This window comes from Bacteroides sp. MSK.18.37, assembly GCF_019129155.2.
GTDB classification, from domain to species: domain Bacteria; phylum Bacteroidota; class Bacteroidia; order Bacteroidales; family Bacteroidaceae; genus Bacteroides; species Bacteroides ovatus.
The window spans coordinates 6,474,965-6,497,161 of the sequence record NZ_JAHOIB020000001.1 but is presented as its reverse complement, the minus strand read 5'-3'; the positions used below and the strand labels follow the sequence as shown (position 1 = coordinate 6,497,161).

The window sequence follows — 22,197 nt, the reverse complement described above, 5'->3', positions numbered from 1 at the left end:
TAAATAACGAAAACTATGTTGACTCAAATAATAAATGGAAGAATATTGACCCCGCAAGGCTGGTTGAAAGATGGTTCCGTATTGATTTGTGATGGAAAAATATTAGAGGTGACCAACAGTGATTTGGCGGTTATCGGTGCAACGGTTATTGATGCCAGAGGGATGACGATTGTGCCCGGATTTGTAAGTATGCATGCACATGGAGGTGGCGGACATGATTATACGGAAGCAACGGAAGAAGCATTCCGCACGGCAACTACTGCACATCTGAAACATGGTGCTACCGGGATATTTCCTACATTATCATCTACCTCGTTCGAAAGAATCTACCAGGCAGTTGATGTCTGTGAAAACCTGATGAAAGAGAAGGATTCTCCTGTTCTTGGCCTGCATATCGAAGGTCCTTACTTGAATCCGAAGATGGCGGGAACACAGTATGACGGTTTTCTGAAAACTCCGGATGAAAATGAATATATTCCTTTATTGGCGCGTACGTCTTGTATCAGACGTTGGGATATTAGTCCCGAACTACCCGGTGCACATGATTTTGCAAAGTATACCCGTTCGAAAGGAATTATGACTGCTGTTACACATACCGAAGCCGAATATGATGAAATTAAAGCTGCATTTGCAGTAGGATTTTCTCACGCCGCTCATTTCTATAATGCGATGCCGGGTTTCCATAAACGCCGTGAATATAAATATGAGGGTACAGTGGAAAGTGTGTATCTGACGGATGGAATGACCGTGGAAGTGATTGCGGATGGCATTCACTTGCCTGCCACTATCCTGAAACTAGTTTATAAGTTGAAAGGCGTGGAGAATACCTGTCTTGTTACCGATGCTTTGGCGTATGCTGCTTATGAAGGGAATGAACCGATTGATCCTCGCTATATCATAGAGGACGGCGTATGTAAGATGGCAGATCATTCTGCATTGGCCGGTAGCCTGGCTACGATGGATGTATTGGTTCACACCATGGTAAAGAAAGCCAATATTCCTTTGGAAGATGCTGTGCGTATGGCTTCTGAAACTCCTGCCCGTTTAATTGGAGTGAGTGACCGGAAAGGGGCGTTGGCAAAGGGAAAGGATGCTGATATTGTGATTCTTGATAAGGAACTGAATGTACGATGTGTATGGTCGATGGGAAAGATTGTTCCGGGAACTGATATTCTGTTGCATAAAGAATAGTTGAAATAATCTCCAAAGAGGAGGGTCATAATGAATAATAAAACGCAGATTAACGCAAATTATCGCAGATTATTTCATTTATATTGATATATTAATCAATGACTTATAAAATTATTTCTGCGATAATTCGCGTTAATCTGCGTTTTGACACACTCCCTATTATAAAAGCCAATGTTCTGTATGATATCAAAAGTCCGGCAGTTTATCATCATCAGAAGTATCCCGGACTTTTAATGTATTTTTATTCTGAAAGTAAACTGGTTTCTATCAGTTCTTTCAATTGGTTTTTATTCATTGTACCTAATTTCATTGTCGGTTTGCCGTTCAGCGGGCAAAGTAGCAGGTTGGGAATGGTGCGGATTTTAAATGCACTTTCCAATTCCGGCTCCTGATCGACATCTACTTTATAAATATCTAATTTCCCTTCGTATTCTTTAGCTAGTTGGTCTAATATAGGCGATAAAGCTTTGCAATAGACGCACCACGGGGCATGAAAATCGACCAGGCAAGGTTTATTCCCTTTGAAGTTCCAGTTATCAGGATAAGATTGATAATCAGCTACCTTCTCTACAAAACTATCTTTGGTTAAATCTATTATTTTCATATATTCTATTTTTAATGGTTCATTTCATTTTCTCTACTGCAAAGATAGGGGAGTTGGGATAAAAGAAGGATAGCCATTTTTCCTGTTGTGTTTACAATTCTTCCTTCTATGGCTGTTTTCTAATCAAATTCTAATCTGATATGAGAGGCTTATAATGACTTTTTCCCGTCTCTCCGGTTACAGATTTGTAATTTTGCCGCGACAACTACAATAAGGTAATAAAGATAAATATAGTAATGAACAGAGTATTTCTAATTTCTTTTTTTCTTCTGCTGACAGGAGGAATATGCGCGCAACAGGCTACCACAGGAACATTAACGCTGAAAGAGGCGGAACAACGTTTTCTGGAACGTAACTTATCGCTGATAGCCGAACGGTACAACATTGATATGGCACAGGCACAAGTGCTGCAAGCCAAATTATTTGAGAATCCGGTAATCTCGTTAGAACAGAATGTTTATAACCGCCTGAACGGAAAGTATTTTGACTTTGGTAAGGAGGGCGAAATGGTTGTGGGAATTGAACAGGTAATTCGTCTTGCCGGACAACGGAATAAGCAGGTGAAACTGGAGAAAATCAACAAGGAAATAGCAGAATATCAGTTTGAAGAGGTGATGAGAACACTTCGTCAGGAGCTGAATGAGAAGTTTGTACAAGTCTATTTTCTCTCGAAATCCATATCCATTTATGAGAAGGAAGTGAATTCTCTGCAAGAGTTACTTGCCGGAATGAAACTGCAACAGGAGAAAGGAAATATTTCATTGATGGAAATGTCCCGTCTGGAATCTATGTTGTTCTCTTTGAAGAAAGAGAAGAATGAACGGGAAAACGAGTTGTTGACCCTTAGAGGGGAACTTAATGTCTTGTTAAATCTTCCGGGAGACACGATGGTTGAGTTATCACTGGATGAAGAGGTGTTGAAGCAATTGGATTTGTCTCAACTATCGTTCGCCGACTTGAAAGCGATGGTGAATGAACGGCCGGATCTCAAGATTGCCCGGAGTACGGTCAGTGCTTCCCGTGCAAATCTGAAATTGCAGAAATCAATGGCATTTCCGGAATTTTCGGTGAATGGTAGTTATGACCGTGCCGGAAACTTTATCAATAACTATTTTGCAATAGGAGTGAGCTTGTCAGTACCTATTTTCAACCGCAACCAGGGAAATGTGAAAGCTGCCCGTTTTAGTATCCAGCAGGCAGGAGCGGAACAGGAAAATGCGGCTAACCGTGCGGATATGGAGCTTTATACCGCTTATGCTTCACTGGATAAAGCAGTTCAGCTTTATCAATCTACCAATATGGAACTGGAACGTAACTTTGAAAAATTGATTGCGGGAGTGAATGAAAACTTTAAGAAACGAAATATCAGTTTATTGGAGTTTATCGATTACTATGACAGCTATAAAGAAACTTGTATTCAGTTGCATGAAATAAAGAAAGATGTTTTCCTGGCGATGGAAAACCTGAATACAACTATCGGACAAACTATATTGAACTACTAATATTCATAAATTATCAAAGACTATGAACTGGAATAAATTCCTTCCTTGCATATTGCTTACTACCGTATTGGGAGCATGCTCCGGTAAAGGAGAACAAACGAATGTTGAACCGGCTGCCTTATGCCTGACAGATAGCTTGTTGAGAATTGTATCTGTCGATACGGTTCACGTTCAAGAGGTGATTGACGAACTGACATTGAACGGGCGGGTCACTTTTAATGAGAATCAGGTGGCACATGTATATCCGATGTTTGGAGGTACGGTAACAGAATTGAAGGCTGAAATAGGAGACTTTGTTCGTAAGGGAGATGTGTTGGCAGTCATCCGCAGTGGAGAAGTGGCAGATTATGAAAAGCAATTGAAAGAGGCGGAACAACAATTATTGCTGGCACGCAGAAATATGGATGCTACGCAGGATATGTATGCTTCCGGCATGGCTTCGGATAAAGATGTACTTCAGGCGAAGCAGGAGTTGACAAGTGCCGAAGCCGAAGAAAGAAGAATAAAGGATGTTTTCTCTATTTATAATTTCTCCGGAAATGCTTATTATCAGCTGAAATCTCCCGTTTCGGGGTTTATTGTGGAGAAACAAATCAGCAGGGATATGCAGTTGCGTCCGGATCAGAGTGAAGTGCTGTTCACGATTTCGGGGTTGTCAGACGTATGGGTGATGGCGGATGTGTATGAAAGCGATATCAGTAAGGTTTCCGAAGGTGCCTCCGTACGCATTTCTACGTTGGCTTATCCGGATAAGATGTTTGCCGGTACGATTGATAAGGTGTATCATTTGTTGAATAGTGAAAGTAAAACGATGAATGTCCGCATCAAATTGAAGAATGAAGAATATTTGTTGAAACCGGGGATGTTTACGAATGTAAGTGTGAAATGTAAAGCGGATGGAACTTCCATGCCTCGTATTGATGCTCATGCACTGGTATTTGAAGGAGGAAAGAATTATGTGGTCGTGGTGGAGCCGGATCAGCGTTTGCAGGTGAAAGAGGTGGATGTGTACAAGCAGTTGAGCAAGGAGTGCTATATCCGTTCGGGACTTTCCGAGGGAGACAGAGTGCTGAATAATAATGTATTGTTGGTATATAATGCGTTGAATGCAGATTAAAAACAGAAAATAGTATGCACAAATTCATAGATAATATAGTGGCTTTCTCGCTGAAAAATAAATTCTTTATTTTCTTCTGTACAGCGATTGCCGTTATAGCCGGAGCTGTTTCCTTTAAACATACTCCGATAGATGCTTTCCCGGATGTGACGAATACGAAAGTGACGATTATCACGCAATGGCCGGGACGTAGTGCCGAAGAGGTAGAGAAGTTTATCACCATTCCTGTTGAGATTGCGATGAATCCCGTTCAGAAGAAAACGGATATTCGTTCCACCACTCTTTTCGGGCTTTCTGTCATCAATGTAATGTTTGAAGATCGTGTCGATGATTTCACCGCACGTCAACAGGTATATAATTTATTGAATGATGCCGACCTTCCGGACGGGGTAACTCCGGAAGTACAACCTCTGTATGGACCAACGGGGGAAATATTCCGTTATACGCTTCGTAGTGACAAGCGCAGTGTGCGGGAACTGAAAACGATTCAGGATTGGGTGATCGAACGTAATCTCCGTTCGGTATCCGGCGTAGCGGATATTGTGAGCTTCGGCGGGGAGGTGAAGACGTTTGAGGTAAGTGTGAATCCTCACCAGTTGATTAATTATGGCATTACCTCTTTGGAACTGTATGATGCGATAGCTAAAAGTAATATCAATGTAGGAGGAGATGTTATCACTAAAAGTTCGCAAGCTTATGTGGTTCGTGGAATCGGTTTGATTAACGATCTGGATGAATTGAGAAATATCGTAGTGAAAAACATCAATGGCACTCCGATTCTGGTGAAGAATCTTGCCGATGTACACGAATCCTGTCTGCCTCGTTTGGGACAAGTGGGCCGAATGGATGAAAATGATGTTGTACAGGGGATTGTAGTCATGCGGAAAGGAGAGAATCCGGGTGAGGTGATTGCCAACCTGAAAGATAAAATAGAAGACTTGAATCAGAATGTGCTTCCGAAAGATGTGAAGATAGTGGCATTCTATGACCGGGAGGACTTGGTGAATCTGGCGGTAAAGACTGTGACGCATAACCTGATTGAAGGAATATTATTGGTTACGTTTATTGTATTGATCTTTATGGCAGATTGGCGGACTACCGTGATTGTTGCTGTCGTTATCCCATTAGCCCTTTTGTTCGCATTTATCTGTTTACGGGTGATGGGAATGTCCGCCAATCTGCTTTCTATGGGAGCCATAGACTTCGGTATTATTATTGATGGGGCCGTGGTGATGGTGGAAGGAGTGTTTGTGGCTTTGGACAAGAAAGCGAGGGAAGTGGGGATGCCGGCTTTTAATGTGATGTCTAAAATGGGCTTGATCCGTCACACGGCAAAAGACAAGGCAAAAGCGGTTTTCTTCTCCAAATTGATTATCATCACTGCATTGATTCCTATCTTCTCTTTCCAGAAGGTAGAAGGAAAGATGTTCTCTCCTTTGGCATACACGTTGGGCTTTGCACTGTTGGGAGCTTTGATCTTTACATTGACATTGGTTCCGGTGATGTCTTCCATGTTACTGAAAAAGAATGTTCGTGAGAAAAATAACCGTTTTGTCCATTTTATCAATGTGAAGTGTTCGGCTCTTTTTGATTTATTCTATGCGCACAGGAAGCTGACTATCGGAATGGCAACCGTAATAGCAGGTGTCGGATTATGGCTTTTCTCTTTCCTGGGTACGGAGTTCCTTCCGCAGTTGAATGAGGGATCTATCTATATTCGTGCTACCTTGCCACAGAGCATTTCGTTGGATGAATCGGTGACTCTTGCCAATAAAATGAGAAAGAAACTATTAACGTTTCCGGAAGTGCGGCAAGTGCTGTCGCAAACCGGACGACCGAATGACGGTACAGATGCTACCGGATTCTATAATATCGAGTTCCACGTTGATATTTATCCCGAAAAGGAATGGGAGAGTAAGTTGACAAAACTGGAACTGATTGATAAGATGCAGGATGATTTATCCATTTATCCCGGTATTGACTTCAATTTCTCACAACCGATTACCGATAATGTGGAGGAAGCAGCTTCCGGTGTGAAAGGATCTATTGCGGTGAAAGTGTTTGGTAAAGATTTGTATGAGTCGGAGAAATATGCGGTTCAGATAGAGAAAATCCTGGGTACGGTTCAAGGGATTGAAGACTTGGGTGTGATTCGGAACATCGGTCAGCCGGAGCTTCGTATAGAGTTGAATGAACGCCAATTGGCGCGTTATGGCGTTGCTAAGGAAGATATGCAATCAATTATCGAAATGGCTATTGGCGGAAAATCGGCTTCACTGTTGTATGAGGATGAGCGGAAGTTTAATATCATGGTAAGATACAGCGAACAATTCCGTCAGAATGAAGAGGAGATAGGTAAGATATTGGTTCCGGCGATGGATGGAACGATGGTACCTATCAAAGAATTGGCAGATATAACGACGATTACGGGACCGTTATTGATATTCCGTGATAATCACGCTCGTTTCTGTGCTGTGAAATTCTCGGTGAGAGGTCGTGATATGGGTACGGCAGTTGCCGAGGCGCAGAAAAAGGTGAATGCTTCCGTACATTTGCCGGCAGGCTATTCTCTGAAATGGACGGGCGATTTTGAGAACCAGCAACGTGCCACGAAACGTCTGGCACAGGTTGTCCCTATCAGTATTGCTATCATTTTTATCATCCTGTTTATTCTATTCTCTAATGCGCGGGATGCGGGACTGGTATTGCTGAATGTACCGTTCGCTGCCGTGGGTGGTATTGTGGCTCTTCTGATAACGCAGTTCAACTTCTCCATTTCTGCCGGTATCGGTTTTATTGCCTTGTTTGGTATTTGTATTCAGAACGGGGTGATTATGATTTCCGATATAAAGGCGAATCTAAAACTCGGCTCGCCCTTGGAGAAAGCCACTAAGGAAGGAGTGCGCTCGCGTATCCGCCCTGTGATTATGACAGCGGCAATGGCAGCTATCGGTTTGATGCCCGCTGCCATGAGTCATGGAATTGGTTCGGAATCACAACGTCCGTTGGCGATTGTCATTATCGGCGGATTGATAGGAGCGACTTTCTTTGCCTTGTTTGTCTTTCCTCTTATTGTGGAAGTGGTATATGAACGAATGTTATATGATAAAAACGGAAAGTTATTGCAAAGACGTATTTAGTTCATTTCTATTCTGTGGAAAAAACGTTCATAGATTAAATTTGTAGTTTTCAGTAGGTAGAGAGAGAAAGGGATAAAAGAAGGGTGATTAAAAAATCACCCGTACTTTTGTTCCTTTTTCTATTTCTGAAGATATATCCAGCTTTGCATGATAAGCAGAAATGATTTTCAGGGTCAGGCTAAGTCCGATGCCTTGTCCGGCATAGTCCCGGGTATTACTGCCCCGATAGAAAGACTGGAATATGTGTTCTATTTCTTCTTGTGGAATACCGATTCCCCGGTCTTCTATATCAAGAATGACTTGTTGTTGCTCCCGGTAGAGAGTCACATTTACTTCTTTATCAGAATATTTGCAGGCGTTATCTATTATATTTTTTAATGCTATCTTCAACAGATATGGATTGGCTTTTACAGTCATCTGCGGGTCTGTCTCTTCCAAATGAAGATGGATTCTCTCATCAGAAGCTGTCAACTCTTTTAATATATCGGCCAAAATAATCTCTTCAATATTGTTTTTCAGGAGTTCTTCTTCTTGTCGTGAAAGAAAAAGAAGATGCCGGATCAGGCTGGATAACCGTTTGCTTTCCGAAGAAATTCGTTGGAGGGATTCAATGTATTCTCCCGTGCTTCTTTCTTTCAGCAGACTGATTTCACATTCTCCCTGAATGGCAGTAATCGGATTGTTCAACTCATGTGAAGCGTGACTGACAAAGGATTTTTCTGCCTTGAATGCACTGTCCAGACGGTCGAGCATGCTATTTAATGTCTTTATCATGTCCTCCAGTTCGTCATTATTACCAGTGGTCTTTAATCGGCGGTTCAGACTGTTGGCACGTATTCTTTTCAATTCCTTTAGTATGTGTTGCAGGGGAACCAGAATACGGCCGGAATATATTTTTCCGATAAAAAAGATCAGGACGGAACTGGCTAAGATGAGAAATATGGAAAGCAACAATAGGTGTTCCTTGATTTCTGTTCCGTAGGCATTCCGGGACATGACGAGTACGATAAAGTTTCCTTCATTATCCGGATAATAAAGGGCGGCTCCCAGTTGATCCTTATATTTGAAGGAGAAAGGGATGCTGTCCTGTCCTGCCAGCAGAAGAGCCTGCTGGTGTTGTGTGAGGTATTTATTCAGCGTATCATGCACTTCGGAGAGACTGTCCATATTTAAAAGAATCTCATGGGCTTCGGGCAGGAGTTCGTCATATTTGCGCTGGATAATCTGGTAGCTCTGTTCGTCTACTTCATCTTTTTCCCAATGCTTCTGTGCGGTCAGGTAGGCTTTTTCACGCAGGTAAGAAGCATAAAGTTTATTGATGTACTGCGTACTGAAAATATAAAATACAGCAATGATGATGACAGTGGTCAGTACACTGATTAATGTATAGAAGAGAGCTATTTTAGAACCTATTTTCATAGCCGGGATTAGTGTTGGTGAGTTTAAGTATTCATGATATATCCTAATCCTACGACTGTATGGATCAGCTTTTTATCAAAGTCACGATCAATCTTTACCCGGAGATAGTTTACGTAAACATCTACGATATTGGTATTGGTATCAAAATTCTTGTCCCATACATCTTTGAGCAGAGTGATACGTGAGAGGGCAACCCCTTGATGAGTCATGAAATATTCGAGCAGGCGGTATTCTTTAACAGTAAGGTCGATGTCTATGTCACCCCTTTTGGCTTTTCGGGTATTGCAGTCCAATATCAGGTTATCGCAAGTCAATAGATTGGAAGGGACTTCTTTGTTGCGTCTCAACAGGGCTTTGATGCGTGCTTCCAGTTCCTGGAAACTAAAAGGTTTGACGAGATAATCATCTGCTCCCGCATCCAGTCCTTTGACGATGTCTTCGGTTGTTCCTAAAGCTGTCAGCATGATTACCGGGATTTGATACCCGAACATTTGGCGATAAAGTCGGCAAAGCTCCAAACCATTTATTTTAGGCATGATAATGTCCAGTATTAAAAGGTCGAAAGGTTCGTCCTGAAGGATTTTCCAACCCGTATTCCCGTCATGGCAGACGGTTACCGAATGCCCGAATTCTTTTAATCCCCGTTCGATGAAAGAGGCGATATTAATTTCATCTTCAACCAATAGTATCTTTGCCATAATTCAGATTGTTTATGTGCAAAGATACTTTTTTCCTGGCATCCGGAGAAAGAAATCCGCCCTACATTTAAGTGTTTCTTCTTTTTGAGTTGTACTATATACAAACAATAGATATGCTATGAAAATAAATTATGTCATTGGAGCTTTTCTGTGTGTGCTGGGATGTTACGGGTGTAGCAGTCCGAAAACAGAAGTGAAATCGCCGGACGGTCATATCAAAATGGCTTTAACAGTAGACGACAACGGCAAACCGCTGTATAACGTTTTAGTAGGTGACTCATTGTTGATTGAAAATTCGACATTGGGATTTACGGAGAAAAACGGTATCGACCTGGGCGGAGGATTTCAGATAAAAAACACGACTTTCGACAGTAAAGATGAAACATGGACGCAACCATGGGGTGAAAATAAAACCAATAGAAATCATTATAATGAGATGGCGGTAAATTTGGTCAATAAAGATCAGGTGGAGTTAACTCTCCGTTTCCGTGTGTTTGATGATGGGGTAGGGTTCCGTTATGAATATAATGTGCCCGCAGCGGATTCCCTATTGATTACGGATGAACTGACAACTTTCCGTTTTCGCCAAGACGGTACATCATGGTCCATTCCTGCCAGTGCCGAAACTTATGAATTGCTTTATGCGCAACGTCCCATTTCCGAGGTGGAGACAGCCAATACTCCTTTCACTTTTAAAACTGCCGATGGTGTCTACGGAAGTATTCATGAAGCGGCATTGTACGATTTCTCGGAAATGACTTTGAAGCAGGCAGGAAACTATACGTTGAAAGCTGAACTTGCTCCATGGCCTGATGGTGTGAAAGTGCGTAAAGGTAATCATTTCACTACTTCCTGGCGTACTATTCAGATTGTTCCGGATGCCGTTAGTCTGATTAATTCGGCTATGATTTTAAATCTGAATGAACCAAGTAAAATAGAAACGACCGATTGGATTCGTCCGATGAAATATGTAGGTGTATGGTGGGGGATGCATCTCGGCGTAGAAACCTGGAAGATGGATGAACGTCATGGAGCCACTACTGTCAATGCCAAGAAATACATTGATTTTGCCGCTGCCAATCAGATTGAAGGCGTTTTGTTTGAAGGTTGGAATGAAGGCTGGGAAAGCTGGGGTGGTATGCAAAACTTTGACTTTACGAAACCGTATGCTGACTTTGACATTGATGAAGTGGTTCGTTATGCAAAGGAAAAAGGAGTTGAAGTTATCGGCCATCACGAGACCGGAGGGAATATTCCCAACTATGAGCGCCAGATGGATCATGCTATGCAATGGTACACAGACCACGGTATCCATGTCCTTAAGACAGGATATGCGGGAGCTTTCCCGAATGGTTATCTTCATCACAGCCAATATGGGGTCAACCACTATCAGAAAGTGGTGGAAACAGCTGCCCGTCACAAAATGACGCTGGATGCGCACGAACCTATTAAAGATACCGGTATCCGTCGTACATGGCCTAATATGATGACACGTGAAGGAGTGAGAGGGATGGAATGGAATGCATGGAGCGAAGGAAATCCTCCGTCTCATCATGTCATGTTGCCGTTCACCCGTATGCTGTCCGGTCCGCTGGATTATACACCGGGTACGTTTGATATTTTGTTTCTGAACACCAAAGATTCTCCCCGTCGCCAGAAATGGAACGATCAGGATAAAGGAAACAGCCGTGTGAATACAACATTGGCGAAACAGCTTGCTAACTGGGTGATTTTGTATTCTCCCTTGCAGATGGCATCTGATATGATTGAAAATTATGAAGGCCATCCGGCTTTCCAGTTCTTCCGCGATTTCGATCCGGATTGTGACGAATCGAAAGCATTGGCAGGAGAACCGGGGGAATTTGTAGCCATCGTGCGTAAAGCAAAAGGCAACTATTTCTTGGGAGCGGCAACGAACGAGAAACCCCGTACACTGGAAATAAAACTGGATTTCCTGGAACCGGGCAAACAGTATAAAGCTGTCATCTATGCGGATGGAGAGAATGCGGATTGGAAATCAAATCCTACGGATTACCGGATAACGGAACAAACGGTTACTTCTGAAAATACGTTGAACATACGAATGGCTGCCGGAGGCGGACAGGCTATTTCATTTATGGCACTTTAAAAAGATCGATTGATTATAAAGTTAGACTGTTAATAATGGAAATAGGATTCGTTTTTAGGTAGGAAGATAGAAAAATAGGTAGTATAAATAAAGTTAGTTAGAGGTTAGAAAAAACGGTGGACAGTGTTGAGGCTGTTCACCGTTTTTATTATTAAGCATGTTCTCATTATCAGTTTATATAATCCGTGCCTAATACTATGAGAATTATTGCAAGGATACTCATTGTGTTATCCGGGATAATTATCCCTTTGCTTCCTGATACATAAAGCGCTTGATTGACTTTTTCGCAGTCTTTTCAAATTCTTCAAAATGGATTTTAATCTTGCTTATTTGAGAATAGTTAGGAAGCTGTTGATTCAATTCGATACGGTTTTGCTCCATTACTTTCTGAATATCCGTCTGCTGCAATCCATGAGCGAAAGCATCGTCGAAATCCGGGTAGATCAGGGCTACCAGTTTTTCGTGCTGTAAGACGATCAGTGACTCCGAAACATACGGCATGTTGTTCAGCTTGCTTTCAATTTCTTCGGGATAGATATTCTGTCCGCTAGAGGTGAGAAGCAGGTTCTTACTACGTCCGCGGACTGTCACATAACCCTCTTCATCCAACGTACCGAGGTCACCGGTATGCAGCCAACCGTTAGCATCAATAATTTGCGCCGTAGCTTCCGGATTTTTATAATATCCCAGCATCATATTCATTCCTCTGCATACGATTTCTCCGGCATGTGTTTTCGGGTCCGGTGAGTCAATACGGACTTCCATTCGGCTGGTTGCCTTTCCGCAGGAAGCAAGTTTCAGTGTTTCCCAACGGCTGGAACAAATAATCGGACCACATTCCGTCATACCGTAAGCGATGGTGTAGGGGAACCCTATCTTTTTAAGGAAAGCCTCTACTTCCGCATTGAAAGGAGCACCTCCGATAATAATCTCGTCAAAGTTTCCACCGAAGATTTCCATGGCAGCCTGTCGTGCCAGCGATTTGATTTTATCGTTCACAATAGGCACTTTCAGCAATAACTTGCCGATTTTGCTGTCTACTTTAGGAAGAATATCTTTCTTGATAATCTTTTCCACAATCAACGGTACACAAGAAATCACTTTGGGTTTGATTTCGGAGAAAGATTGGGAAATGATTTTCGGAGACGGCATACGCGTCAGGAAATAGATGTGTGCACCTGCAGAGAATCCGTAAAGGAAATCATATACCATACCGAACACGTGTCCCATAGGCAACATGGAAACGATATGATCTCCTGGTTTAACGGGAAGCATTTCGAAGCAGTAAGCCACGTTTGACCAAAGACTGCGATAGGGGAGCATCACTCCTTTAGAGTAACCCGTGGTACCGGAAGTATAGTTGATGATAGCTAGTTCTTCCGGACGATCTTTCCGGTAACAAATATGTTCCGGGCGAAAGTTCTTGGGATACTGTTGACCGTAAATAGCGTTCCGGTGTTCAAAAGCGTAAGTGAGTTTTTCGTTTCGGGACACTAATGCCGAGAAATCAGCCAGCGAAGCGATGCCCTCTAACAAAGGCATGGCATCTTCATTCAGGTTCTCCCATGCCTGGTCGCCGACGAAAAGTAATTTGGCTTCGGAATGGTTGACGATATTATGAATATTATCTGCCTTGAATTCATGCAAAATGGGAACAATAACAGCTCCGTAAGTGATAGTCGCCAGGAAAGTAACTGCCCAGTGAGCACTGTTACGTCCGCAAACGGCTATTTTATCTCCCGGCTGGATGCCGGCACTTTCCAAGACGATGTGAAATTTAGCGATTTTACGCGCTACATCCTTATATTGGAGGGTAATTCCTTTATAGTCAGTTAAGGCATCTTTGTCCCAGTTTTTGATGATGCTTTGCTCAATATAATCAATGAACTGATGTTCTTGTTCCATTCGATTTTTGCACATTTAGTTTAAAACTGCGCAAAATTAATACTTCGTAGATGTAAACCGAATTTTAAATTCAAGTTTTACGGTTAATTAACGGAGGGGGAGCGAACAATTTTATCAGCCGGATAAAGGTCATTCGTGTTTCTTCCTTAGAACTAGTTCATTGGCCTATATAAAACATTTCGTCTCCACGCATGAAGATGAAACGAATATCTTGCAAAGGCAAGAGGTTTCATGCGTGGAGACGAATCAGTTATAGTGTACTGAATAACTCTTTTCAGATGTTATTCTGAATCAGTATCTTCTTCTTTGGATTTTTCGGAAATAAGTAATAGTTTATCTCCTTCGTGCAGTTTCAGTGTTCCGTTGGGAATCAGGAACTCATCTCCGCGCTTCACGATCATTACCAGCGTGCCTTTCGGAAGATTCATATCTTTCAATGTGTCTGCTTCTTCCAGCATACTTTTGGTGATAGTCATGTCACTAAGATCAGAGTCTATTTCTTCCGGAAGTTCCACTCCGAAGTCGTTACCGGTTTTTTCCAGCGGTTTGGAAAGATTCAAAATCCGGGCGACGAAAGAAATGGTTGTTCCCTGTACGACCAATGAGACAATGGTAATAAAGAATACAATGTTGAAAATGAGGTTCGAACCTTCTACGCCCGCCACTACCGGATAGGTAGCAAAGATGATAGGAACTGCACCGCGTAATCCTACCCAAGATACGAAAATACGTGATTTCATCGTGATTTTCCGGAATGGAAGCAGACAAAGGAACACGCTTAACGGGCGCCCGATAATAATCATGAAAACACCAATCAACAATGCCACGGCAGCTACTTCGAGCATTTCGTGCGGGTTGACAAGCAATCCCAGGCAAAGGAACATGATGATTTGCGACAACCAGGTCAGTCCGTCCATAAAGGTGTAGATATCCTTACGGTGCATGATTTTATTGTTTCCCACCATGATACCGGCGATATATACGGCAAGGTATCCGTTACCTTTCAGTAAATCGGTGATGGAGAAAGTGAAAAACACAAATGCCAGTAATAAGATGGGATACAAGGCTTGATTATCAATATTGAGCTTATTTAACATCCGGATAGCTAGCTTTCCAAGTACATATCCGGCAGCCGCGCCGACGATAAACTGGATGACGAAAGAGCCTACGATAGCTCCGACTCCCATACCTGACGATTGAATAAACTGTATCAGGACAATGGTAAGCATATAGGCCATCGGGTCATTACTTCCGCTCTCCAGTTCCAGCATGGGACGAAGGTTGTGTTTCAAGTTCATCTTCTGTGAACGGAGAATGGCGAACACCGAAGCCGAATCCGTAGATGACATGGTGGAGGCCAAAAGCAGGGAAGTAGTGATAGGTAAATAAATATTTGACCAGCTCATACCTGATATCCACCAGATAAAGAGTCCGGTGAAAAGAGCTGTAAGTAGTACTCCGACAGTGGAAAGCACGATACCGGGACCTAGAATAGGTTTGATTTCTCTGAATTTCGTATCCATACCTCCCGAGAAAAGGATAATACTAAGGGCCACCATACCGATAAATTGGGCGTCTTTCGCGTCGTGGAACTGCAGGCCGAGGCCGTCACTTCCAAACAACATTCCTACTACGAGGAACAATAATAAGGTAGGTACTCCAAAGCGGTATCCGGTTTTTCCAACAACGATGCTGACGAAAAGTAAGATAGAACCGATAAGTAGGGTGTTTTCTGCTGTAAATATCATAGGCAATATATTATAAAGTTATAAAATTGTCGTATTAATTCTCACCGTGCGAAGTTACACATTATTAACAACAAATAAAAACTCTTTTTGGATGTATTTTTGTGAAAAAAGGGAGTTAAATTGTCTAAAAAGACTAATTTTGCAAAGAATAATCTACATTATACTTATGGATTCAAATAATCTTACACCTTTGAGGAAAGGGGGGGTGGGGGTACAATTCTTGTTTGTAGCTTTCGGTGCTACGGTACTCGTACCGTTATTGGTAGGGCTTGACCCTTCTACAGCTCTGTTTACAGCAGGTATTGGTACGCTTATCTTTCATGCGGTTACGCGTGGAAAGGTTCCTGTCTTTCTGGGGAGTAGTTTCGCATTTATTGCGCCTATCATTAAAGCGACAGAACTTTATGGGTTGCCCGGCACCTTATCCGGCATGGTTGGAGTAGCATTAGTTTACTTTGTGATGAGTGCGCTTGTCAAATGGCAGGGAGTGAGGGTGATTGAGCGGCTGTTTCCTCCTGTTGTCATAGGACCTGTCATCATTCTGATAGGTTTGTCACTGGCGGGAACAGGAGTGAATATGGCAAAAGAGAACTGGGTACTGGCACTGCTTTCGTTGGTTACCGCAGTCGTTGTTTCAATGAAAGCCAAAGGGCTTTTGAAACTGATTCCTATCTTCTGTGGAATTGTAGTAGGGTATCTGGCTGCATGGCTTTTCTACGATTTGGATTTGTCCGGTGTCAGGGATGCTGCCTGGATTGGATTGCCGCAGTTTGTCTTTCCTAAATTCTCATGGGAACCTGTGTTGTTTATGATTCCGGTAGCCATTGCTCCGGTGATAGAACATATTGGTGATATTTATGTCGTTAATACGGTCACCGGAAAAGATTTCGTGAAAGATCCGGGGTTGCACCGCACCTTATTGGGTGATGGTCTGGCCTGTTTCTGTGCCGGATTGCTGGGTGGGCCTCCTGTGACTACCTATTCGGAAGTGACAGGAGCCATGTCACTGACAAAGATTACTAATCCGCAAGTGATCCGAATAGCTGCCATTTCCGCTATCTTATTCTCCGTTATCGGTAAAATCAGTGCATTATTAAGATCCATTCCAAGTGCGGTACTGGGCGGCATCATGTTATTGCTTTTCGGAACGATTGCTTGTGCGGGTATTGGTAATCTTGTGAATAATTGCATTGATTTGAGCCGTACCAGAAATATAATCATTGTATCTTTGACACTGACTGTCGGCATTGGTGGCGCTGCTTTTAATTGGGGCGATTTTTCATTGTCCGGCATTGGACTGGCAGCTTTGGTGGGAGTAGTTCTCAATTTAATATTACCCAGAGAGGATTGAAATTCTATTCAAAAAAACATCCACTATGCGGGAGTAAATGCAGGACTCCTGATTAAGCAGGAGTCCTTCTAATATAGAAAAAAAGATAGTGACGGTATATGATGGAAATAGTGACGGTATGGTTGTTGTATACCGTCACTATCCTTATCAAATACCGTCACTATTTTGTAGAAGAGAATCTGCTTGTAAAATACCCTTCTGTTTCCTTATCATTTATGATAGAAACTTCACAATATCTTCATCCACTGTACTGATACCTCCGATCCCGAATTGTTCGATCAATACGTTCCTGACATTCGGTGAAAGGAAAGCGGGAAGTGTAGGACCCAAATGAATGTGTTTCACTCCCAAAGCCAGTAATGCCAATAAAACAATGACCGCCTTTTGTTCGTACCAAGCGATGTTGTATACGATAGGCAACTGATTCACATCATCCAATCCGAAGATTTCTTTCAGTTTTAAAGCGATGACGGCCAATGAGTAACTGTCGTTACATTGTCCTGCATCCAACACTCTCGGAATGCCGTTGATATCACCTAAAGCCAGTTTATTATATCTGTACTTGGCACAACCGGCAGTAAGAATCACGGTGTCACCAGGTAATTTTTGAGCAAATTCCGTATAGTATTCACGGCTCTTCATACGTCCGTCGCATCCTGCCATTACAAAGAATTTACGGATAGCTCCGCTTTTCACGGCGTCCACCACTTTATCTGCCAGGGCTGTCACCTGTGCATGAGCGAATCCTCCGATAATCGTTCCGTTTTCAATGGCTACCGGTGGCTGACATTGTTTAGCATGAGCAATCAGTGCAGAAAAATCTTTCGGTTTTCCGTCTTTACGTTCGGGGATGTAATGTGCCCCGTCCAAGCCGCAGGCTCCTGTGATGTAAATACGATCCTTGTAGCTGGCATTTGCACGTGGCGGAACGATACAGTTACTTGTGAACAAGATAGGACCGTTGAAACTTTCAAATTCCTCTTTCTGCTTCCACCAGGCGTTTCCGTAGTTTCCTGCCAGATGCTTGTACTTCTTTAGTTGAGGATAATAATGTGCAGGCAACATTTCGCTGTGAGTATATACATCTACTCCTGTACCCTCTGTTTGTTCCAATAACTCTTCCAGGTCTTTCAAGTCATGTCCGCTGATTAATATACCCGGATTATTGCGTACACCGAGACTCACTTGTGAGATTTCCGGATTTCCGTAGCTGCTGGTATTCGCTTTATCCAGCTGTGCCATTGCCGATACTCCATACTTTCCTGTTTCCAAAGTCAGCTGAACCAGTTCTTCCACTGTAATATCATTGCGGGTCAGTTCAGACAAGGCATGTTGCATGAAAGCAAATATTTCCGGTGACTCGTAGCCCAGGTTATGCGCATGCTCTACGTAGGCAGCCATTCCTTTCAGGCCATAGTGTACAAGTTCTTTCAGTGAGCGGATATCCTCGTTGGGAGTGCGAAGCACACCGACCGTTTTTGATTTCTCTTCAAACTCATCTTCGTTTCCATCCCAAAGACATTCGTCAGGAGCATTTTCGATCTTTATCTTGTTGCCAAGTTCTTTTTTCAGTTTCAGTCCTTCTTTGATTTTTTCAGTGATAGCCACTTTATCAAAATTGGCGTTGGTGATGGTAATGAACAAAGCATCATAGATAAATTTGTCTGCTTGTTCGGAAGGATGTCCATCTTTACGCAGATGTTCGTTGTAGACAGCAATTCCACGTACTACGAAGAGTAGTAAGTCTTGCAGGTTAGCCACTTCAGACGTTTTACCGCACACACCTTTCAAGGTACAACCGGTACCCATTGCGGTTTCTTGACATTGATAACAGAACATACTCATAACTTTTACGTTTTTAATTAGTCCAATATTTTATTTATTGAACGCAAAAGTAGAGGAAAAGTTTCAGGTGATTCTGTAACCAATGTTACAACAATGAATATTTTTTATCTAAAACACTCATTATTCGATTCATAAATCTTTAAACTGCTCTTATTATTGAATAAGCCGTACCAGTTGTTCTTTCTGTAAAATAGTGATATGCTTGCGATCGGCTATTAATAATCCATCTTCCTGCATGTGTGCCAGTTCGCGGGCGAGGGAAGGACGGGATACTCCGAAATAATCACTCAATTCCTGTTGTGAACGGTCGAGGGTGATATGCGTCTGTTGTTGCTGTTTGTATAATCGGAGCAAGTACGAAGCAAGTTTCTGACGAATCGTTTTAAACGACATAAAGAAAAGCTTATCCGATAAAGTCCGTGCATAATTGGCAGAAAGATTCATATAGTTTTCCAAAAACTGCTCGTTTTTACGGAATAACCTCAATACACTTGATTTAGGAAGTTCGATAACCTCTGTCGGTTCGTTGGCAGTCACTTCCACCGGATAGCGGTTCTCCTCACCGAACAGAAATAGAGGGGCAATCGCTCTTGGAGCAGCGATGTCTTCCACTTTGATAAGACGCCCCGAATAATCAATCATCTCTCCACGTACGCTTCCTTTGGTCAGGATGACGAGGCGATTGCACACAGCTCCCTGTTGAGCCAGGATTTCCCCTTTCTTATAAGAACGTGTATGGAAACTGATCTCTTCCAGATCGGCAAAAAGTCTTTCCGGAGTGATCCCTCGGAATAAGGGGTTGTTGACGAGTGCAGGTATCATATATCAATAGTTATTTGAATTTTAAAATAAACGTTGTTTCTTTCTCCCGCAGCAAAGTGAGACTCCCGCCCGAAAGGCGCATGATCTGTCGTGAAATACTAAGCCCGATTCCGCTACCATTTTCTTTGGTGGTGAAGAAAGGAATAAAGATATGCTCTGCTATTTCCGACGGGATTTCGGGACCGTTGTTTTTGATCTCGATCCATATTTCTTCCATATCATTGCAATAAGCCCGAAGTTCGATTCTACCATCCGGTTGGCTTCCGATTGCCTGAATGGCATTCTTTAGAAGATTGATAACCACTTGGGCGATGAGGTTTTCATCCGCATACAGAATTAAGTCCGCAGGAGAAATCTCCGTGTGGAAACAAATGGTGTCACACGGATTCTGATGGCGGGCAAGTTCAATCATCCTTTCTATGAATGCTTTCACATAGAACAATGACGGTTCCGGTGCAGGTATGCGTGTAAACTGCCGGTAAGATTCTACAAAAGAGAGCAAGCCTTTTCCTGTGGTGCTGATGGTCTGCAACCCGTGACTGATCTCTTCATCTTTACCCTCGGACATGGAAAGAAGAGTGTCACAAAGAGAAGTGATAGGCGTGACCGAATTCATGATTTCGTGCGTCAGAACCCGTGTCAGGCGAATCCATGAATCTATTTCCTTTTCATCAAGTTCGGTATTGATATCATTCAGAGCCAGGATACGCAGATGTTCTTTGCGTACATTGATTTCCGATACACGTATGGATAGATTAACGGTTCCCCGTTCGTTGTGAAATATCACTTGCAGCTTGTCTCCGGGACGGCAGTTCTCTATTTTTTCCATGAGCGTAGTGTCTACTTTACTCAACTGATGGATATGCGTGAATATATTCAGCCCCAAAAGACGGAGTGCTTCCTTGTTCTTCTGATAAACAGCCCCATTGTCATTGAGTACCAGCAATCCTGTACTGACAAAATCCAGAATCAGCTCGTAATATTTCTCTTGCTGGGCGGTTTCCGCTTTTACATTATATAAGATGTGTCCCACCCGGTTGAGTGCCCGGTTGATCTTAAGGCTTTCGGGAGTACCGTTTTCTTCGGGAAAATGAAAAGTGTTATCATTATTTTCAAGCGCGTTAATCATGAAAAGCACCTGCTTGGTGTGAAGCTGGTACAGGCGGATTTGCCAGATGATGCTAAGTACCAGCAGACAAAGACTAACCCCCAACCAACCGTATGACTGATGAATACCGAACCAGACAGTCGATATACAGAAAAGTACAGTCAGTAAAACTCTGAACCAGTACCGAATCACCAGTTGTTGGATCTGTGAGCTCATAATCCGAATTTTTTCATCTTGTTATAGAGTGTCTGCCGGGTTATTCCCAGTTGAGCGGCCACTGCTGATAGATTTCCCGCACAGGCATCGAACGCTTTCCGTATCATCTGCACTTCCATTTCTTCCAGGGTGGAGATACTCTGTTCCTGAATGGCTATCCGTGGTACGGATAATTGGAATAATTCAGCGGGAATCAGCGGACTGTCATTGATGATAACCGCCTTTTCGATGACGTGCTCCAATTCGCGGATATTACCATACCAGGGATGCGCAGTCAATTTATCCTTTGCTTCGGGAGTGAACTTCATCAACGACTTGTCATATTGCTTGCAGAAGTGAACCATAAATCGTTCGGCCAATGGGATAATATCCTCTTTCCGTTCGCGCAGGGGAGGAATTTCCACATGAATGGTATTGATGCGGTAGAGCAAGTCTTCCCGGAATTCGCCTTTCGCTACCATCTCCTGCAGGTTCCGGTTCGTGGCACATATCAGTCGGATATCAATAGGAATTGGCGTGTTACTTCCCACTTTCACAATGCTTCGCCGTTGGATGGCGGTTAGTAGCTTTGCTTGCAGATGGTAGGGCAAGTTTCCTATTTCGTCGAGAAACAGCGTACTCTTTTCGGCAGCCTCGAACTTACCTGTCCGGTCGGTGTGTGCATCAGTGAACGACCCTTTTATATGTCCGAAAAGCTCACTCTCGAATAAAGATTCGGTGATGGTTCCCATATCCACAGCAATCATTTCTTTATATTTGCGGTTGGAAAGCGCATGGATTTCCCGTGCCAGCATCTCTTTTCCCGTTCCGTTTTCACCCGTTATCAAGAGGTTGGCATCGGTGACGGCAACCTTTTTAATCAAAGCCCGTAGTTGTTGCATAACCTTGCTTTCTCCCCAGTACATAGGCGAGTGAACAGGCTTTTCTTTACTTGCCGTTTTCCTATCGTTGTGCGTAGAGGTTGCTGCAGTTTGCAGCGTTTCCACCAGTTTCTGGTTGTCCCAGGGTTTGACGATAAAGTCCGTTGCTCCTTCTTTAATACCCCGGATAGCCAGTTCAATATCGGCATAAGCCGTAAAAAGTACGACCGGAAGATCCGGACGTACTTTTTTTATTTCATGTAACCAGAATAATCCCTCATTGCCGGTATTGATGCCCGATGTGAAATTCATGTCCAGCAATACCACTTCCGGCATTTCCTCCCGCAGGACGCTCGTCAGGGTGACAGGCGAGGAGAGTGCAACGACCTTTGAAAAATAACTTTTTAAAAGGATTTGTATGGCAGTCAGCACCCCTTTATTGTCGTCTACAATGATGATTGTTCCAGATTTACTCATTTTCGTTCAAGTTTGTAAAGCGCAAACTTACGAAAAAAGGATGTGATAATTCAAGAATCGTAATTC

At 42.9% G+C, this 22,197-nt stretch carries 15 protein-coding genes; 6 read left to right on the top strand and 9 right to left on the bottom strand.

The genetic code is table 11. The annotated features are described in order from the left end of the window. Nucleotides 1–15: 15 nt before the first annotated feature. The gene (gene nagA, locus KSX81_RS25240) at nucleotides 16–1,191 is read left to right on the top strand and encodes an N-acetylglucosamine-6-phosphate deacetylase (RefSeq protein WP_004295720.1); all 1,176 of its coding nucleotides are present in this window, start codon (nucleotides 16–18) and stop codon (nucleotides 1,189–1,191) included. A 241-nt stretch (nucleotides 1,192–1,432) separates the two neighbouring features. Here nagA and KSX81_RS25235 read toward each other — a convergent pair whose 3' ends face one another. Further along, nucleotides 1,433–1,795 (bottom strand): thioredoxin family protein, encoded by a 363-nt coding sequence (locus tag KSX81_RS25235; RefSeq protein ID WP_004295721.1) that lies wholly within the window; start codon nucleotides 1,793–1,795, stop codon nucleotides 1,433–1,435. Nucleotides 1,796–2,031: 236 nt separating this feature from the next. On the opposite strand from KSX81_RS25235, the gene KSX81_RS25230 reads away from it, so the two are divergent. From KSX81_RS25230 to KSX81_RS25220, 3 genes are read left to right on the top strand one after another with little or no spacing between them, the layout of a single operon-like run. Next, nucleotides 2,032–3,297: a TolC family protein gene (locus KSX81_RS25230; protein WP_004295722.1), complete on the top strand. Its 1,266-nt coding sequence runs from the start codon at nucleotides 2,032–2,034 to the stop codon at nucleotides 3,295–3,297. Between the two features lie 22 nt (nucleotides 3,298–3,319). Then, nucleotides 3,320–4,414: an efflux RND transporter periplasmic adaptor subunit gene (locus KSX81_RS25225; protein WP_004295723.1), complete on the top strand. Its 1,095-nt coding sequence runs from the start codon at nucleotides 3,320–3,322 to the stop codon at nucleotides 4,412–4,414. Nucleotides 4,415–4,428: 14 nt separating this feature from the next. After that, entirely contained in the window at nucleotides 4,429–7,554 is a 3,126-nt protein-coding gene (locus KSX81_RS25220) for an efflux RND transporter permease subunit (RefSeq protein ID WP_004295724.1), read from the top strand. 87 nt (nucleotides 7,555–7,641) lie between these two features. Here the strand turns inward: KSX81_RS25220 and KSX81_RS25215 are convergent, their stop codons facing one another. Both KSX81_RS25215 and KSX81_RS25210 read right to left on the bottom strand, forming a co-directional pair. Beyond that, entirely contained in the window at nucleotides 7,642–8,973 is a 1,332-nt protein-coding gene (locus tag KSX81_RS25215) for a sensor histidine kinase (protein ID WP_004295725.1), read from the bottom strand. Nucleotides 8,974–8,996: 23 nt separating this feature from the next. Next, nucleotides 8,997–9,671, bottom strand: coding sequence for a response regulator transcription factor (locus tag KSX81_RS25210; RefSeq protein ID WP_004295726.1), 675 nt, complete (start codon nucleotides 9,669–9,671; stop codon nucleotides 8,997–8,999). Nucleotides 9,672–9,789: 118 nt separating this feature from the next. Between KSX81_RS25210 and KSX81_RS25205 the strand changes: the two genes are divergently transcribed. Then, nucleotides 9,790–11,799, top strand: coding sequence for a glycoside hydrolase family 97 protein (locus tag KSX81_RS25205; protein WP_004295727.1), 2,010 nt, complete (start codon nucleotides 9,790–9,792; stop codon nucleotides 11,797–11,799). Between the two features lie 240 nt (nucleotides 11,800–12,039). On the opposite strand, the gene KSX81_RS25200 is transcribed toward KSX81_RS25205, so the two are convergent. Both KSX81_RS25200 and KSX81_RS25195 read right to left on the bottom strand, forming a co-directional pair. Next, nucleotides 12,040–13,704, bottom strand: coding sequence for a long-chain fatty acid--CoA ligase (locus KSX81_RS25200; RefSeq protein ID WP_004295728.1), 1,665 nt, complete (start codon nucleotides 13,702–13,704; stop codon nucleotides 12,040–12,042). Nucleotides 13,705–13,985: 281 nt separating this feature from the next. After that, on the bottom strand, nucleotides 13,986–15,452 hold the full coding sequence (locus tag KSX81_RS25195) for a potassium/proton antiporter (RefSeq protein WP_004295729.1): 1,467 nt from the start codon (nucleotides 15,450–15,452) through the stop codon (nucleotides 13,986–13,988). Nucleotides 15,453–15,618: 166 nt separating this feature from the next. On the opposite strand from KSX81_RS25195, the gene KSX81_RS25190 reads away from it, so the two are divergent. After that, nucleotides 15,619–16,803 (top strand): uracil-xanthine permease family protein, encoded by a 1,185-nt coding sequence (locus tag KSX81_RS25190; protein WP_217725715.1) that lies wholly within the window; start codon nucleotides 15,619–15,621, stop codon nucleotides 16,801–16,803. Nucleotides 16,804–17,016: 213 nt separating this feature from the next. On the opposite strand, the gene hcp is transcribed toward KSX81_RS25190, so the two are convergent. From hcp to KSX81_RS25170, 4 genes are all read right to left on the bottom strand, one after another. Then, a complete protein-coding gene (hcp, locus tag KSX81_RS25185) occupies nucleotides 17,017–18,648 on the bottom strand; it encodes a hydroxylamine reductase (protein ID WP_004295731.1) in 1,632 nt (543 codons plus the stop codon). Nucleotides 18,649–18,801: 153 nt separating this feature from the next. Continuing rightward, nucleotides 18,802–19,470 (bottom strand): Crp/Fnr family transcriptional regulator, encoded by a 669-nt coding sequence (locus tag KSX81_RS25180; RefSeq protein ID WP_004295732.1) that lies wholly within the window; start codon nucleotides 19,468–19,470, stop codon nucleotides 18,802–18,804. 10 nt (nucleotides 19,471–19,480) lie between these two features. Then, nucleotides 19,481–20,794: a sensor histidine kinase gene (locus KSX81_RS25175; RefSeq protein ID WP_004295733.1), complete on the bottom strand. Its 1,314-nt coding sequence runs from the start codon at nucleotides 20,792–20,794 to the stop codon at nucleotides 19,481–19,483. Then, nucleotides 20,791–22,131 carry a sigma-54-dependent transcriptional regulator gene (locus KSX81_RS25170; protein ID WP_004295734.1) on the bottom strand — a complete coding sequence of 447 codons (1,341 nt, stop codon included), beginning with the start codon at nucleotides 22,129–22,131 and terminating at the stop codon, nucleotides 20,791–20,793. The genes KSX81_RS25175 and KSX81_RS25170 overlap by 4 nt, the downstream gene beginning before the upstream one ends. Between the last annotated feature and the right edge of the window lie 66 nt (nucleotides 22,132–22,197).